Source organism: Methylobacterium sp. FW306-05-D (assembly GCF_058782155.1).
On sequence record NZ_JBYSXL010000003.1, the window covers coordinates 87855 to 103299 of the forward strand.

16 protein-coding genes are annotated in these 15445 nt (G+C 69.1%); 5 read left to right on the forward strand and 11 right to left on the reverse strand.

The genetic code is table 11. The features are described 5' to 3' along the window. Window positions 1-21 precede the first annotated feature (21 nt). Together AC3WLN_RS02545 and AC3WLN_RS02550 are read left to right on the forward strand one after the other, a co-directional pair. A complete protein-coding gene (locus tag AC3WLN_RS02545) occupies window positions 22-771 on the forward strand; it encodes an ElaB/YgaM/YqjD family protein (RefSeq protein ID WP_492479331.1) in 750 nt (249 codons plus the stop codon). Window positions 772-912: 141 nt separating this feature from the next. Then, window positions 913-1464 carry an RBBP9/YdeN family alpha/beta hydrolase gene (locus AC3WLN_RS02550; protein WP_492479332.1) on the forward strand — a complete coding sequence of 184 codons (552 nt, stop codon included), beginning with the start codon at window positions 913-915 and terminating at the stop codon, window positions 1462-1464. Window positions 1465-1467: 3 nt separating this feature from the next. On the opposite strand, the gene AC3WLN_RS02555 is transcribed toward AC3WLN_RS02550, so the two are convergent. The 8 genes from AC3WLN_RS02555 to AC3WLN_RS02590 all read right to left on the reverse strand — a co-directional run bounded on the left by AC3WLN_RS02555 (window position 1468) and on the right by AC3WLN_RS02590 (window position 9830). After that, entirely contained in the window at window positions 1468-2499 is a 1032-nt protein-coding gene (locus AC3WLN_RS02555; protein ID WP_492479334.1) for a YcjF family protein, read from the reverse strand. Window positions 2500-2522: 23 nt separating this feature from the next. Continuing rightward, window positions 2523-3962, reverse strand: coding sequence for a YcjX family GTP-binding protein (locus tag AC3WLN_RS02560; protein WP_492479335.1), 1440 nt, complete (start codon window positions 3960-3962; stop codon window positions 2523-2525). Between the two features lie 113 nt (window positions 3963-4075). Continuing rightward, window positions 4076-5320, reverse strand: a complete 1245-nt coding sequence (locus tag AC3WLN_RS02565) for a hypothetical protein (RefSeq protein ID WP_492479336.1) — start codon at window positions 5318-5320, stop codon at window positions 4076-4078. Window positions 5321-5374: 54 nt separating this feature from the next. After that, the gene (locus AC3WLN_RS02570; protein ID WP_492479337.1) at window positions 5375-5893 is read right to left on the reverse strand and encodes a SixA phosphatase family protein; all 519 of its coding nucleotides are present in this window, start codon (window positions 5891-5893) and stop codon (window positions 5375-5377) included. 14 nt (window positions 5894-5907) lie between these two features. Continuing rightward, window positions 5908-6888, reverse strand: coding sequence for an aldo/keto reductase (locus tag AC3WLN_RS02575; protein ID WP_492479339.1), 981 nt, complete (start codon window positions 6886-6888; stop codon window positions 5908-5910). A gap of 97 nt (window positions 6889-6985) precedes the next feature. Continuing rightward, entirely contained in the window at window positions 6986-7837 is an 852-nt protein-coding gene (locus AC3WLN_RS02580) for an AAA family ATPase (protein WP_492479341.1), read from the reverse strand. A gap of 95 nt (window positions 7838-7932) precedes the next feature. Continuing rightward, complete coding sequence (locus AC3WLN_RS02585; protein WP_492479343.1) at window positions 7933-8583, reverse strand: hypothetical protein; 651 nt, start codon at window positions 8581-8583, stop codon at window positions 7933-7935. Then, complete coding sequence (locus AC3WLN_RS02590) at window positions 8580-9830, reverse strand: ATPase (protein WP_492479344.1); 1251 nt, start codon at window positions 9828-9830, stop codon at window positions 8580-8582. The genes AC3WLN_RS02585 and AC3WLN_RS02590 overlap by 4 nt, the downstream gene beginning before the upstream one ends. 257 nt (window positions 9831-10087) lie before the next feature. Between AC3WLN_RS02590 and AC3WLN_RS02595 the strand changes: the two genes are divergently transcribed. Further along, window positions 10088-11932, forward strand: coding sequence for a cation:proton antiporter domain-containing protein (locus AC3WLN_RS02595; RefSeq protein ID WP_492479345.1), 1845 nt, complete (start codon window positions 10088-10090; stop codon window positions 11930-11932). 18 nt (window positions 11933-11950) lie between these two features. Here AC3WLN_RS02595 and AC3WLN_RS02600 read toward each other — a convergent pair whose 3' ends face one another. Continuing rightward, entirely contained in the window at window positions 11951-12541 is a 591-nt protein-coding gene (locus tag AC3WLN_RS02600; RefSeq protein ID WP_492479346.1) for a hypothetical protein, read from the reverse strand. A 239-nt stretch (window positions 12542-12780) separates the two neighbouring features. On the opposite strand from AC3WLN_RS02600, the gene AC3WLN_RS02605 reads away from it, so the two are divergent. Together AC3WLN_RS02605 and AC3WLN_RS02610 are read left to right on the forward strand one after the other, a co-directional pair. Beyond that, window positions 12781-13956, forward strand: coding sequence for a vWA domain-containing protein (locus AC3WLN_RS02605; RefSeq protein ID WP_492479347.1), 1176 nt, complete (start codon window positions 12781-12783; stop codon window positions 13954-13956). A gap of 110 nt (window positions 13957-14066) precedes the next feature. Beyond that, the gene (locus AC3WLN_RS02610) at window positions 14067-14465 is read left to right on the forward strand and encodes a bleomycin resistance protein (RefSeq protein WP_492479348.1); all 399 of its coding nucleotides are present in this window, start codon (window positions 14067-14069) and stop codon (window positions 14463-14465) included. Here the strand turns inward: AC3WLN_RS02610 and AC3WLN_RS02615 are convergent. Then, on the reverse strand, window positions 14440-14760 hold the full coding sequence (locus AC3WLN_RS02615) for a 2Fe-2S iron-sulfur cluster-binding protein (protein WP_492479350.1): 321 nt from the start codon (window positions 14758-14760) through the stop codon (window positions 14440-14442). The genes AC3WLN_RS02610 and AC3WLN_RS02615 overlap by 26 nt on opposite strands. A gap of 182 nt (window positions 14761-14942) precedes the next feature. Continuing rightward, complete coding sequence (locus tag AC3WLN_RS02620; RefSeq protein ID WP_492479351.1) at window positions 14943-15293, reverse strand: Hpt domain-containing protein; 351 nt, start codon at window positions 15291-15293, stop codon at window positions 14943-14945. Window positions 15294-15445: the final 152 nt, after the last annotated feature.

The window sequence follows — 15445 nt, forward strand, 5'->3', positions numbered from 1 at the left end:
AAAAGACCCGATCCGGCCCCCGTGGCCTTCGCCGACCCTCAGGAGTATCCCATGAGTTCGACTCAGAAACCCGGTGACGAGCACCGCTCGCTCCCCGACGACATCGCCCTCGCCGCCGGCATACCGCGCGGTCACCAGTCCGAAGGCTCCCTGCACGATGTGCCGAGCCCGGGTCTTCATCACACCGGCACGCAGACGCACAGCATTTACGCGGAGGGCAGCCATGGTTCCTCCACGGCCGACGAGGTGAAGGCGCGGGCCGGTGATCTGCGCGATCGGGCCGCCGAGACCGCAGGCGATCTCCGGGAGCAGGTCTCCGGCAAGGTCCAGGACCTGCGTGAGCGTGCATCGGACGCCTACGACGATGCCCGGAGTTGGGCTTCCGACACTCAGCAGGAAGGACGCCGCCGGATCAGCGACCTGAGCGAGCGAGGCAGCGCCCGCCTCCAGGACGGCCGGTCCGCGGTCGAGGACTTCGTGTCCGAACATCCGCTCCTGGTCGGTGTCGTCGGTCTCGCCGCCGGCCTTCTCATCGGTGCATTGCTGCCGCGCACGCGCACCGAGGACGAGAACGTCGGCCCCTGGGCCGACGAGGTCCGGGATCAGGGCCTGCGCTACGCGCGAGACGTCACGCATCGCGGCCGCGAATTCGTCGCCAGCGCCCTCGACCCCGAGAACCTGAACGCAGCTGTGCAGCGTGCGACCGGCGGCGAAGAGCCAGCCACCGCAACACCGCCCTCGCCCCAGTCTTCGGCCTCGAAGCCCCACTGAGAGGCCGGGCCGCCGGTCGGACTCGACAGAGAGGAGCGGCACGCGATCCGTGCCGCTCCTCTCGTCGTTCGAGCCACGAGTTCCGAGAACCGACCTTCACGACCCTCGACGCTGCAAAATGAACCCGTTATCGGGTGAGCCATGAAGATTGCCGATTGCGAAATCCTCATCCTGCCGGGCTATGCCGGGTCCGAAGACGAGCACTGGCAGGCGCGCTGGGCAGAGAGGCTTTCGACGGGGCGGATAGTCGTCCAGGATGACTGGCACCATCCGAATGCGGAGGCCTGGCGAACCCGGATCGCCGAGGCGGTCAACACCGCGACCCGCCCGGTCGTCCTGATCGCGCACAGCCTCGGCGTGGTCGCGGCAGTCCAGGCTGCGCCGGGCTTCAGGGAGGGGGCCGTGCGCGGTGCCCTTCTGGTTGCCTTCCCGGATGTGGAGACGACGCCGAACCTGCCCGCCAGCGTGACGGCCTTCGCTCCCGTCCCCCGCGATCCCCTGCCCTTTCCGTCCCTCGTGGTCGCCAGCCGCAACGATCCCTATTGCAGCTACGCCCGCGCCGAGGATTTCGCCTATGCCTGGGGCGCCGTCGTGGTGGATGCCGGCGAATCCGGCCACATCAACGTGGCAAGTGGGCACGGTCCGTGGCCCGAAGGCCTGATGCGCCTCGCCGGGTTCATGAAGACCCTATAGCGGTCAGGCCTTCGCCTCGTCCGCCAAGGGCTTCAAGAGTTCGCCCGCCACGTCGGCGAGGCGTGGTGGGGCCTCACGGACGAACGGCAGGGGCCGGCACACCGCCATCGCGGCGAGGCCGAAGCGCGCCGTCATCAGGCCGTTGAGCACGCCCTCGCCGAGCTTGGCCGAGACCCGCGCGGCGATCCCGAGCCCGAGCACCTGCTGGATCATGCTCTCGCCGACGGCCATGCCTCCCGTCACCGTGAGGTGGGCGAAGGCCGCTCGCGCCAGGCGCAGGAAGCCGAGGAAACCGGGCCGGCCGCCATAGATCGTCGCGATCCGCCGCAACAGGCGCACCGCAGCGAAGACCACGAAGGCGACGTCGACGATGGCGCGCGGGCTGAGAGCAGTCACCGCCGAGACCTGCTTGGCCGCTGACGCGATGGCGTTCCGGGCCTGACGGTCGAGGGGCGCGAGCAATTCGTGCTCGGCGAGCCCGAGGCGGTCGTCGACGTCGAGGATCGCGTCCCCGAGGGTTTCGAGGCGAGCGCGTCCGGCCGAGAGAGCCGGTCGTTCGGCGTAGAGTCCCGAGAGGTCGCGGACCACGGATTGCGCGGCGGAATGATCGCGCTCGGCGATCGCCGCCATCGCCTTGGCCCGGACGCGCTCGATCTGGCGCTCGCGCCAGATTCCGGACAGTTCCCGAGCGACGATGGCCAGGAACGCAATGGTGGCGACGCCGAGCAGGACCAGCGCCACGGCGCCGAGCCACGGGGCCGCGCTGAACAGGTCGGCGATCAGGCGCTCCACCGACAGCCCGACTCCGAGCGAGACGAGGCCGCCCAAGGCGACGAGGAGCAGGCTGAGCCAGGATGCGCGGGCCTTCGGCGCCACCGGTACCGCCACCCCATCCGCCGCATCGACGATCTCGAAGGGCTCCTCGACGATTCGAACCTGAGACGGCGGTACCGGGGGCGGCACAACGCCGTCGGGTGCCTCCTCGGGGGCGGCAGAGGGGATGCGGAAGGCGCGGGGGCGATTGGTCGAACTCATGGGATGTAACTTCCCCGGAAGCCTCAGGCGAGCTTGTCGCCGATGAGGAACTGCATGGCGCGGTCGAGACGGATCTGCGGCAGGTCGCCCGGCCTGCCGAGGGCATCGGGCTTCACCAGAGGCGGGCGGAACCGCGGGAAGCGCAGGGAGCCGGGCGGCACAGCTCCCTCAAGGACGGATTCCGGCCGCGGCGGCAGTTCGCCGGGGAAGATCGCGGCCTCGCTCACGCCGTCGAAGACGTCGTCGCCGACGCGCTCGCCCGCCTCGGGCGTGCCCGACACGGCACGCAGGATCTCGTTCCCGTCGTGGACGGTGGTCTCCCGCGTCGCACGGACGGAGGCCAGGGCCACGGTGCCGACCCGCGCGCCGGCCGCCTCGGTCCGCCGCATGGCCCGCGAGACGAGCAGGCGCAGCAGGGCATCGAGGCGGTCGTGGCTGGTCTGATGCAGGTGATCGGCCTTGGTGGCGGCGAACAGGATGCGCTCCGCACGCGGCGCGAACAACCGGGACAGGATGGTGTTGCGCCCGATGCGGAAGCTGAGGAGAACCGAATCCAGGGCCTCCTCCAGTTCGGCCAGCGCGGCCGGCCCGGCATCCACCGCCGCCAGGACATCCACCAGGACGATCTGCCGATCGACCCGTTGGAAGTGGTTTCGGAAGAACGGTTCAACGACCTTCGCCTTGTAGGCCTCGAATCGGCGTTCCATGAGGCCGGCGAGGCTGTCCGGGGCCAGGATCTCGGGGAGGTTGTCGAGGGGCGCGAAGGTGAGGGCCGGCGAGCCCGCGAGGTCTCCGGGCATGAGGAAGCGTCCGGGTGGCGTGGTGGCCACGGCCTCGGGGCCGGCGCGCAGAGCGGACAGGTAGGTCTTGAAGGCCGTGCTGGCGTGCTCGGCCACGACCTCGTCGAGGGGCGCCAGCGGATCGAGCCCCTTGAGGGTCTCCAGCCAGGGCGCAGCCATCGCGCTCCGGCCGCTGCGACGCGTGCCGGCGATCGTGGCGCGGGACCAGGCGGTGTAGCTCTGGTCGATCAGCGCGAGGTCGAGCAGCCATTCGCCCGGGTAATCGACGACGTCGAGCATCAGCGTACCCGGTCCGGATCGCCAGCCGCCCGAGCGCTCGTACTCGATGGCGAGGCGAAACTGGCTGATCCGGTCGGTCGAGCGCGGCCACAGGCGCTGCTCGGTGAGCGCCGCGTAGTGCTCCTCGTAGGGAAAGCGCGGGATGTCGTCGTCGGGCTGCGGCACGAGGCGGGCACGGCGCAGCCGGCCCTCGTGTGCCGGCGCAAAGGCCGGGAGCGCATGCGCCTCGACGAGGTGGTGGATTAGGGCCGTGGTGAAGACGGTCTTGCCCGAGCGCGCGAGACCGGTGACGCCGAGCCGCAAGGTCGGCTGGATCAGGAGATCGCTGGATGCCTCGGCGAAGGCCTTGACCGCGGAACCCGCACGCGCGGCGAAGCTGTTCATGGCAACCTGTTCATGGGACGGCGAGGGAGGGCGGTGCGGGAACGCCGCGGCGTTGCCGATGAGGTGGCGCGGCTCGAACGCCGCCGCAAGGCTTGGGGGAACAAGCCGGATGATCAGGGTGTCGTGACCGGCGTGCCGAGGGTGGCGAGGGTCGTGGCGTCCAGGCGCGCGATGGCGGCCTCGACCAGGGCGGGCCCCGCACGCAGAGCGCCGAGTTCCACGCCCGACATCGCCAGCATCACAGGGCGCAGGTTCGGCAGAGGACGCCCCTCGAGGTCGAACAGCTTCAGGTCGTCTTCGATCTTGACGCCGACGCTGGCGGCGATCCGCGTGGCGTAGTTGCGGATCCGGGTCTCGTCGTTGCCGCAGAACGGCGCCGGCACGCTGAGATCGAGGAGCGGCAGGCTCGGCAGCCCCGCCGCGATGGCCGGCAACGCGGCGGATTCCGCCACGAAGCGCTCCTGCAGGCTTGCCACCGAACCGACCTTCGGCGGCGTCCGCTTCGGCGCGGTCGGCGCGGCGCCGAGGACGGCATTGGGCTTGACGAGAAGGACGGACGGTTTGGCAATGACCGTCGACGGCTTGACCAGGATTTCCGAGGGGCGGACGAGCAGCGCGGATTTCGTGGCCGCCGGGATCGCGGGCTTCACCGGGGGAGCCGCCTTCGCCGCCTCGCGCGTCGGGCTCGGACGCCCGCGCATGCGCGCGAGCGGCGACCAGGGCTGAATCCGCAGCGGACCGCCCCGTACGGCGGTCCTAGCGCGGGCGACGCCGCCGCGTGGGTGGCGGGCGAGGAAGCGAGCCCGCAGCGTGCCGCCGATGCCGCGCGGTGCGATCTCGGACGCGATCCTCGCGCCTGTCACCCGGCGGGCGAGCGGGACCGGCGCACCGCCGACGCGGCACTCGGCGGGGGCCCAGCGCCGAACGATGGCGAGAGCCGAGCGGCGACCGAACGCGCGATAGTAGCGCCGGAGGAGCTGGGCCGCCGCGTCGGCCCCGTCGGCCGCGGTGGCGAAGCCGGTATGGCCCTCGGTATCGGCACCGATCTCGCCGTTCCAGCGGGCCTTCTTGATGCACCAGTAATTGTTGAGCTTGATGCAGCGGGCGACGAAGGCGGGCTCCGTGGCCGTGTAGCGTGCGACCAGAGCGAGCGAGGCGGGTCGCAGGCCGGCGGCTGCTTCGTAGCGCCAGTTCGAGACGGCCCTGATCTCGGGCTGGAAGACCGGAAAGGGCACGGGGCTGTCCTCGAACGCCGCCAGCGCCGCGCTCCAGCGCGACATCTCGGGCGTGAGGTCACCCACCGCTCCCTCAAGGCGCGGCATCAGCGTCGTGAGAACGAGGAGCGTGGTCAGGAGCACGGGATCTGCGAAGCTTGATCAGGACCAGGGCAACGGCGCCCGGGCGAAAAGGGTTCAATCCGCGATGTCGAGATCCTTCGGGGCGACGAAGCGCTCGAGACGGCCCGTGCCGGCGGCGATCGCGCTCCACACATCGATCTCGAAATCCAAGACCACCACGGCGGCAGTGGGAAACTCGAGCGACAGCCGGCGGCGTCCGGCCTTCTCGCCGGAGCCGGCGAGCCGCGTCGCCAGATCCTGAAGCCCCGGATTGTGACCGATCATCAGCAGGCTCTGCGCGGTATCGGGCGCCGCCTTCACCACGGCGAGCAGGGCCGTCTCCGGCGCTTCGTAGATGGAAGGGACGATCTCGGCCTCGACCCCCGTCAGGGCGGCCCGCACCGCCTCCCAGGTCTCGCGGGTGCGCAGGGACGGCGAGACCACGACGGCGTCCGGGATCAGGCCCTCGGCCGCCAGATATGCGCCCATCTGCGGCGCGGCGCGCCTGCCCCGGTCGTTCAGGGGCCTGTCCAGGTCGGTGATGCCGGGCGGACGATCGGACTTGGCGTGGCGCAGGAGAATCAGGCGGCGCATGCGGGAACGGACCTTCAGGAGAAACCGACGACGGGATGGGGGGTGTAGGGGGCTTCGAGGGCGCTCATCTCGTCGAAGGTCAGGTCGAGATCGAGGGCTGCGACGGCATCGGCCAGGTGAGCGGGCTTCGAGGCGCCGATGATCGGAGCCGTCACCACCGATTTCTGCAGGACCCAGGCCAGGGCGACCTGGGCGCGCGGAACGCCCCGGGCGGCCGCGATCGCCGAGACTTCCGTGACGATGGCGCGGTCGGCGGCATCGGCCGATGCGTAGAGGTGGCGTCCGACCTCGTCGCTGTCCTGGCGCGCACTGCGCACGTCCCAGTCACGGGTGAGACGGCCCCGGGCCAGCGGGCTCCAGGGCAGCACCGCGATATCCTGATCCAGGCAGAGCGGCAGCATCTCGCGCTCCTCCTCCCGGTGCAGCAGGTTGTAGTGATCCTGCATCGTAGCGAAGCGCGTCCAGCCGTAGCGGTCGGCCGTGAACAGAGCCTTGGCGAACTGCCAGGCGTACATCGACGAAGCGCCGATGTAGCGGGCCTTGCCGGCCTTCACCACGTCGTGCAGCGCCTCGAGGGTGACCTCGATCGGTGTCCCGTAATCCCAGCGGTGGATCTGGAAGAGATCGACGTAGTCGGTACCGAGCCGCTTCAGGCTGGCATCGATGGATGCGAAGATCGCCTTGCGCGACAGCCCGCCGGCATTGGGCTGGCTCTTGAGGGGGAAGAAGCACTTGGTGGCCAGCACGATGGCGTCGCGGTCGGCATAGTCGCGCAGGGCGCGCCCGACGATCTCCTCGCTTGTGCCGTCCGAGTAGGCATTGGCGGTGTCGAAGAAGTTGATGCCGAGATCCAGCGCCTGCTTGATCAGTGGCCGGCTCTCGTCCTCGCGCAGGGTCCAGGGATGGGGTCCGCGCTCGGGCACGCCGTAGGTCATGCAGCCGAGACAGAGGGGCGAGATGTCGAGGCCGGTGCGGCCGAGCTTCTTCAGTTTCATCGGGAGCGTTCCGCTGGAGATGAGCCTGCGCGGGCTGCCCGCCCTATCTGGGTCCCGCGGGCGCTCCGGGCCAGGGGGCGACGCCCGATCGCACCACTCAGCCGCCGCGCTGCTCGCGCCGCATCAGGAAGGCGAGCTTCTCGAACAGCCCGACATCCTGCTCGTTCTTCAGGAGTGCGCCGTGCAGCGGCGGGATCAGCTTGCGACCGTCCCGCTCGCGCAGCGTCTCGGGGGCGATATCTTCCGAGACGAGGAGCTTGAGCCAGTCGAGCAACTCCGAGGTCGAAGGCTTTTTCTTCAGGCCGGGCACTTCGCGGGTCTCGAGGAAGACCCGCAGGGCTTCCTCCACCAGGCGGTGCTTGATGCCGGGGTAATGCACCTCGACGATGGCCTTGAGCGTCTCGGCGTCGGGGAACTTGATGTAGTGGAAGAAGCAGCGGCGCAGGAAGGCGTCCGGCAACTCCTTCTCGTTGTTCGAGGTGATGATGACGATCGGGCGTCGCTCGGCCCGGACCGTCTCGCCGGTCTCGTAGACGTGAAACTCCATCCGGTCGAGTTCGGTGAGCAGGTCGTTGGGGAATTCGATGTCGGCCTTGTCGATCTCGTCGATGAGCAGCACCGGGCGCTCCGGCGCGGTGAACGCCTCCCAGAGCTTGCCGCGACGGATGTAATTGCCGATGTCGGACACGCGCGGGTCGCCGAGCTGGCTGTCGCGCAGGCGCGAGACCGCATCGTACTCGTAGAGGCCCTGCTGCGCCTTCGTGGTCGACTTGACGTTCCAGGTCAGCAGCGGCGCTCCGAGCCCCTTAGCAATCTCCTCGGCCAGCACCGTCTTGCCGGTGCCGGGCTCGCCCTTCACCAGCAACGGCCGCTCCAGCACGATGGCGGCATTGACCGCCGTGGTGAGGTCGGAGGTCGCGACGTAGTCGGCGGTGCCGGTGAAGCGCATGGAGGAACTCGCGGGATGGGACGCAGGCGTCCGGGGTTGAAGCGCGGCCGGCCTCCCCGCAAGGCGCCGGCGGCGATCGAGGAGGACCGCTTAGGCTAGAGGGTCTTGCCGTCGTGCCAGACGCAGTTCGAGGCCAGGATGCCGAGATTGACGTCGGACTTCTGCGGCTGCGGCAGGGTCTTCCCGTCCATGGCGAGATCGATCTTGATCTCGACCTGTCCCTTGGCCTCGTTCTGGCGCCGCGAGAAGTAGCAATATTGCTGGAACGGCTGATCTTCGTTGGCGCGGAAATTCCAGCCGGTGACGATCTGGCCGTCCATGTAGGGTACTTGCTTGAACACCGTGAAGGTCGTGTTCACGGGGGCCTTCGAGGCCGGCGCGGCGTCGTTGCCGAGCTGCGCCTTCGTCGGGGTCGGGGCTCCGCCCGCCTTGGGCAGGCCGCCCTCGAGCTTGAGCACGTTGTCCGTGAGCGTGACCTCACCCTTGGTCTTCAGGGTCACGTCGGACAGGGCGGCCTGCATGGCGGCGGCGATCTTCTCGGCCGCCGAATCGAACTGGTTCATGTAGGCGTAGCCGTAGGACGCCGCACCGACGCCCGCGCCGGCGAGGAGCAGGAAGGCGCCCGCCCCGAGGGAGCGGAAGAGGAAGGCGCGTGCGGCGACGATGCGCGCCTCGGCCCGGAGGCGCCCGTTGACGCTCTGCGCCAGGACGACGTTCTCGGGGGTGCCGGAAGTATGGATGCTCATGCGCCGGCTCCCGCGCTGGCGGCCTGGACAGGGCCGCGACGATCGATCGGGATCACGGCCCCGCCGGGCGCGGTGGCGGCCGCCGGAGCGGTCGTCGCCGCCGCAGCGGCGGACGCCTGGGGCGCGACCGCAGGCTCATCGGGCACGCCGCGCGGTTGGCTCAGGGCCATTTCCTGGCGCAGGGCGTCGGTGATGGAATCAAGCATGTAGGGGGTCGCCGCCGGGTCCACGGTGGCGCCAAGATCGTCCTCGTCCATGAAAGTCTTGCGCACGGACACGGCGCAGAGGGCGAGGATCGTCGAGGCGAAGGCGGCGCAGAGCGCCGGCACGAAGACGAAGATGCGCAGGAAGGCGTGGACCTGCGCCTCGGTCACGTCGATCGGGTCGACGCCGTAGACCATCGCCGTGAAGGAATGCAGCTGCGAGCGATTGACCGAGTTGCGGTAGGCCTGCTCGGCATCCGCGACCTTGCGCTCGGCCGCGCCGCGGTCGAGTTCGCCACGCGCCTTGCGCGCCTCTTCCAGCATCTTCGTCACCGCACCCCGGTCCGAGCCGGCCTTGGCGACGCTGGCATTGAGGGTCGCGGTCCGCGGATCGGTGACGCACTTCATGTTGGAATAGCGCTGGCCGCGACTGTTGGTGCCGTAGACGCGTTCGCAGCGCTGCGCCGGCAGGCCGGCGAGCTGGCTGGCATTCTCCGCCGCGCGCTTCTCGATCTGGTCGAGTTCGGTCGTGTACTGCGCCACGCGCGCGTCCGCCGCGGCGATGCGGTTGTCGATGGTGCCGCGGTCGGCCTGGGCGTCCTTCAGGGCGGTCTTGGCCTTGGCGGCGTCCATCAGGCGGGGATGGAACATCATCTCGCCGAGCTGGGACACCGACTTGGTGGTGACGCCCGCCGCGAAGATGATGCCGACGATCGCCAGCGCGCGGATGAAGTAGGAGCGCTGCGTCCGGGCCAGGATGCCCAGCGGCACGCGGCACAGCTCCACCGCCGCGTAGACCAGCGGGGCCAGGAGCATGAAGTAGAAGGCCTGGGAATCACCGTCGCTGTAGACGCCCGCGAACAGCCATGCACCCCAGAGCGAGGCGCCGATGACCATGAACTCGACGAGGTAGGCGATCGCGACGTAGCCCCACTTGATGCGGTAGCCCTTCTCGATATGCCGCTCGTGGGTCCAGCGCTCGGATTCCCGGCGCCATTCCCGGGCTTCACGTTGCACGTCGCGGTTGGGCGGCGTCTTTCGCATGGGGCACTCGTATCTCAAAACGCGACGCAGCGCGCTTAACCGTCCGTTAAGGCTTTGCGTTATGCGCATATTGTGCCGTTTTTGCGCCGCATCGGCGGTGCTGACCAGCACGGTCTCCCCATCCGAATGGTCGCAGCCGGCCAATTTGTCGGTTCCCCGTGTCTGCGCTGTTGCACCGCGACGCCACCGGTGCCCATGGTCGGGGTGGATGGGCCGTGCCCCGGCCCCCGATCCGGCACAGGAGACATCCCGAACCGATGACGGACGTGCACGCCGGCTCCTACAAGGAAGCGATCCTGTTCCTCGTCACCGCGGGCGTGGTGGTGCCGCTGTTCCATCGGCTGCGCATCAGTCCGGTACTCGGGTTCATCGGGGCGGGAGCGCTCCTGGGCCCCTTCGGCCTCGGGCGCTTCGCCGAGACGCACCCGTGGGTCTCGATCTTCACGATCGCGAACCGGGCGGAAATCGCTCATCTCGCCGAGTTCGGCGTCATCTTCCTCATGTTCATGATCGGGGTGGAACTCTCCTGGGAACGCCTGCGGACGCTTCGCCGGCTCGTGTTCGGGCTCGGCTCCATCCAGGTGCTGGCCTCCTCCGTCGTGATCGGCGTGATCCTGCTCTGCCTCTCCGTGCCGCTCGCCGCCGCGATCATCGTCGGCCTCGCCCTCGCACTCTCTTCGACGGCCATCGTCCTGCCGGTCCTCGCGGATCAGAAGCGGCTGAACACGCCGGCGGGGCGCGCCAGCTTCGCGGTGCTGCTGTTCCAAGACCTGGCGGTCGCCCCCGTCCTGTTCGCGATCGCGGTGCTCGGGCGCAACGACGGCGCGGATGTCGGGGGCGCCCTCGCCCTCGCCCTCGGCCAGGCGGCGGTCGCCATCGTGGTCATCGTGGTGGTCGGGCGCGTGGCGCTGCGGCCGCTGTTCCAGCTCGTGGCCCGGACGCGCTCGCCCGAACTGTTCATGGCGGCCTGCCTCCTCGTCATCATCGGCACCGCCGTGACGGCCGCCGCCGCGGGCCTGTCGATGACGCTGGGCGCCTTCGTGGCGGGCCTGCTGCTCGCCGAGACCGAGTATCGCCGCGCCATCGAGGCGACGATCGACCCGTTCAAGGGCCTGCTCCTCGGCGTGTTCTTCGTCTCCGTGGGGATGAACCTCGATCCGGCCCACCTGATGTCGGCGCCGGGAGCGGTCCTGGGTCTCGCCCTCGCGCTGATCCTGATCAAGGGGGCCGTCATCGTGCTCGCCGCACGCGTCCTCAAGCTGTCGCGGGCGGTGGCGATGGAGGCGGCCCTGCTGCTCGGACCCGGCGGCGAGTTCGCCTTCGTGCTGATCGGCGGCGCGCTGGCGGGCAACCTCGTGCCCGAGGAGGTCGGGCAGGCCGCCCTGATCGTCACCACCGTGACCATGATCGCGATCCCGGCCCTCGCCGTCCTGGGGCGGCGCCTGGGCAAGCGCCTCACCGTCGCGCAGCTCGGACGGGCCCGGGCGGAGCCGGTGCCGGACCGCCAGCAGAACCGGGTCATCATCGCGGGCTACGGCCGCGTCGGGCGCCTGGTCGGCGAGATGCTGGTGCGCCACAAAATCCCGTACCTCGCCCTCGACGCGGATGCGGCCCGGGTCTCGGAGCATCGCCGCCTCGGGAATCCCGTCTATTTTGGCGATTCGGCCAATCCGGAGCTGCTGCGCCGCTGCGACATCGCCAATGCCCGTGCCCTCGTCGTCACCCTGGACACTCCGCGGGCGGTCGAGGCGGTGGTGCAGGCCGCACGGGCGGAACGGCGCGACATCACCATCGTGGCCCGGGCGCGCGACGCCCGCCATGCCACGGCGCTCTACGAGATGGGCGTGGACGATGCCGTTCCCGAGACGATCGAGGCGTCGCTTCAGCTGTCCGAGGCGGTGCTCGTCGATGTCGGGGTTCCGATGGGGCTCGTGATCGCCTCGATCCACGAGCGACGCGACGAGTACCGCGCGATGCTCAAGAAGAAGGAGACCGAGGTCCGTCCGGCCTTCCGGGCTCGTCGTACCGTCGGCAAAGGCGTCGAGGTGCGGGAGCCGCCTGCGGTCGTCGACGAGGGCAAATCGGTGATCAAGAGCGCCTGAGCGGCGATCCTGGATATCTCAGAGAAGGCGGCCCTGCCCGCGTGACGGCATCATCGGTGTCGGGAGTGGACCTGCCCCGGACGGAGTCGCTGTGCCGGAGGCGTTGCCCGGCGCGGATTTGATGCCGCGGGGCGATTTCGGCCCGGCCGGCTTCAGGGTGTCGGGAGGTTTCAGAGTGTTCGGAGACTTCAGGGTCTTGGGGGGCTTGGATGTCCGGGCGTTGGGCGCACGCGGCTTGGCGCGGGGGTTAGCAGGACGGGCGGCAGGCTCCATGCCGGGCGCGTAGCTACAGCGGTAGACGATCTCGTCCGGCGGACCGAGCCCGGTATCGAGCGGGATCGTCACCGTATCGTCGTTGAACCGCCATTTGCGCGTGCCCTTGTCCCAGTAGAGCCAGATCGTCGTCGGATGCCCCTGGATCGAGAAGATGGCCGCCTTCTTGGACACTGCCCGGATCGTCCGAGGCTCGTACATCCCCTTGGCCCGGTAGGCGTCCGCGAAGGAGGCTGGCTGGCGATCGATGAAGGTGTTGCGCACCACCTGAATCGTCGCGCCCGGCTCGGACAGGAACCGCTTGAAATCGCTCAACGAGCGCAACGCGAGCGCCATGTCGGTCACTCCCAACTCTACCCGTAGACCATGCGCCCTGACGACTTGTCCTGACTTGCACGAGACCGTGCGGCCAAGATGTTCGATTCAGATGACAAGTCCTGTTCGTCGGAATAACGTCCGCATGGCACTATCAACAGAAAACCCGGGTTATACCCAGTTTAACGTATGTGAACCGGACCGACGACGGCGCCGGACGACCCCTTGACCCCGATCGCGGCTTCCCGCGTTGTCGCGCCATGCTGCTCCAGTTCTTCACCGCCCTGCGCGAGGCCAAGGTCCCCGTCACCCTGCGGGAATTCCTGACGCTCCTGGAAGCGCTCGACCGCGACCTGGCCGAGAAGCGCGTCGAGGAGTTCTACCTCCTCGCCCGCACCGCCCTGGTGAAGGACGAGCGGCACCTCGACCGGTTCGATCGGGTGTTCGGCACCGTGTTCGCGGGCATCGAGACCCTGGGCGAGGCCACCGAACCGACGGCGATTCCCGAGGAATGGCTCCGCAAGCTCGCCGAGAAATACCTCACCGATGCCGAGAAGGCGGACCTTCAGGCGCTCGGTTGGGACAAGCTGTTCGAGACCCTGAAGCAGCGCCTCGCCGAGCAGCGCGAGCGCCACCAGGGCGGCAGCAAGTGGATTGGCACCGGCGGGACTTCGCCGTTCGGCGCCTACGGCTACAACCCCGAGGGCATCCGGATCGGTCAGGACGGCAACCGCAATTTCCGCGCCGTGAAGGTCTGGGACAAGCGCACCTTCAAGGACCTCGACGACACGGTCGAACTCGGCACCCGGAACATGCGCGTGGCACTCCGCCGTCTACGCCGCTTCGCCCGGACCGGCGCGGCCGACGAGCTCGACCTCGACGGGACCATCCGCGAGACGGCGGCCAAGGGCTACCTCGACGTGAAGCTCCGGCCGGAGCGCCGAAATGCCGTGAAGGTGCTGCTGTTCCTCGATGTCGGCGGCTCGATGGATTGGCACGTGGCGCTCGCCGAGGAGCTGTTCTCCGCCGCCCGCTCGGAGTTCAAGCACTTCGAGCATTTCTACTTTCACAACTGCCCCTACGAGCGGGTCTGGCGCGAAAACCGGCGCCGGCACGACGAGACGCTGCCGCTCCTGAACGTCCTGCGGACCTATCCCCCGGACTACCGCGTGGTCTTCGTAGGCGACGCCTCCATGAGCCCGTACGAGATCGCCATGGCGGGCGGATCGGTGGAGCACTGGAACGAGGAACCCGGCGAGGTCTGGCTGAACCGCATCCTCGAGCGGTTTCCGAAGGCGGCCTGGCTCAACCCGGTACCGGCCGAGCACTGGGCCTACACCCAGTCGATCGGGATGGTCCGCCGCCTGATGGGCGAGCGCATGTACGCGCTCAACCTCGAAGGCATCGACGCGGCCATGCGGGCGCTCGTTCGGTAGCAGCCGGCGGCGCAGTCCGAACCGGATGAACAGTCTTTTGGCGAGAAGGACCTGGCATGTAGGACAGGCTGCCGGAAGGCGGATTTTCCGTCCTCGTTCCGGAACTGGGCGTGCGCAATCTCGCGCGAAGCCTCGAATTCTGGTGCGACGGTCTGGGGTTCGCGATCGCCTACCAACGGCCCGAGAGCGGCTTCGCCTACCTCGAACGCGCGGGCGCTCAGGTGATGCTGGACGCGATCAACGAAGCCTGGATCACCGGTCCCATGACGCCGCCCTTCGGCCGCGGCATCAACCTGCAGATCGAGGTGACCTCCGTCGCACCGATCCTCGCGCGCCTGACAGTGCTCGATTGGCCGCTGTTCGAACCGTTGCACGACGCCTGGTATCGGGCCGGCCAGGAGGAGGTCGGGTGCCGACAATTCCTGGTACAGGACCCGGACGGCTACCTCCTCCGCTTCAGCGAAAGTCTCGGGCGCCGCCCGTTCAGCCCTGGCGCGCCGGCGTCGTGACGCTGAGGCCGTCGAGTTCCGGGGTGATCCGGATCTGGCAGCACAGGCGCGAGGTCGCGCGCACGTCGGAGGCGAAGTCGAGCATGTCCTGCTCCATAGCTTCGGCCGACCCAACCACTTCGGCCCAGGCCGCATCGACGTAGACGTGGCAGGTGGCGCAGGCACAGGCGCCGCCGCATTCCGCATCGATGCCCGGGATGTTGTTGCGGATCGCCGCTTCCATCACGGTCGATCCCACGTCGCCCTCCACGGTCCTGGCCGTTCCGGCGTGGTCGACGTAGGTGATCTTGGGCATCGGGGGCTCCGGGCTCGGACAACGCGTAGAAAGGCCGGTTGTGCGGCGCACCGCCTGCCTTGAAGGGGCAGGCTTCCGAATGCAAGCGCGCTCGCCGACCGGGCGAGGATTCCTGCGCTTACGCCGCAGAGGCCCCGCCGTTCCATCGCTCTGCCGCGACCCGACGTCCGAGGCCGCTCGGATCAGGCGGTCCGCGGCAGAACCGCGAGGGTCGCCGCCACGGCGTCGGTGAGCCGGTCGCAGGGAAACGCCGTGTCGCCGGCCCGCAGCGCATCCTCGGCCGCGCCCGACCACAGGGCGACCCGGACCGCGCCGACACCGAGGGCCGAACCCTTCAGGGTATGGGCGAGGTCCGCCCGTTCGGGCCCCGGTCGGTCTCCATCGACAATGCCGGGCAGGAGGCGCTCGCACTGCTCGGCGAAGAGGCCGAGCAGTTCCGCGGCGAGATCCACATCGCCGAAGGTCTGGCGCGACAGGTGCCCGGCGTCGAGGAGCGTCGCTCCGGCGCCGTCCGGCGAATTCGGATCTGACAAAGCGTCTCCTCGTTCGGGCGCGAGCCATCCAGGCTATCCACAGCTCAGCCCCGCCGCCGTTCGCTTCCGTTTACGCGTTGAGGCATCATGCAGAAAGACGACGGCACGGTGCCGGCCCCGAGCTTGGTAACCATTCCGTTAAGGTTTTTTGG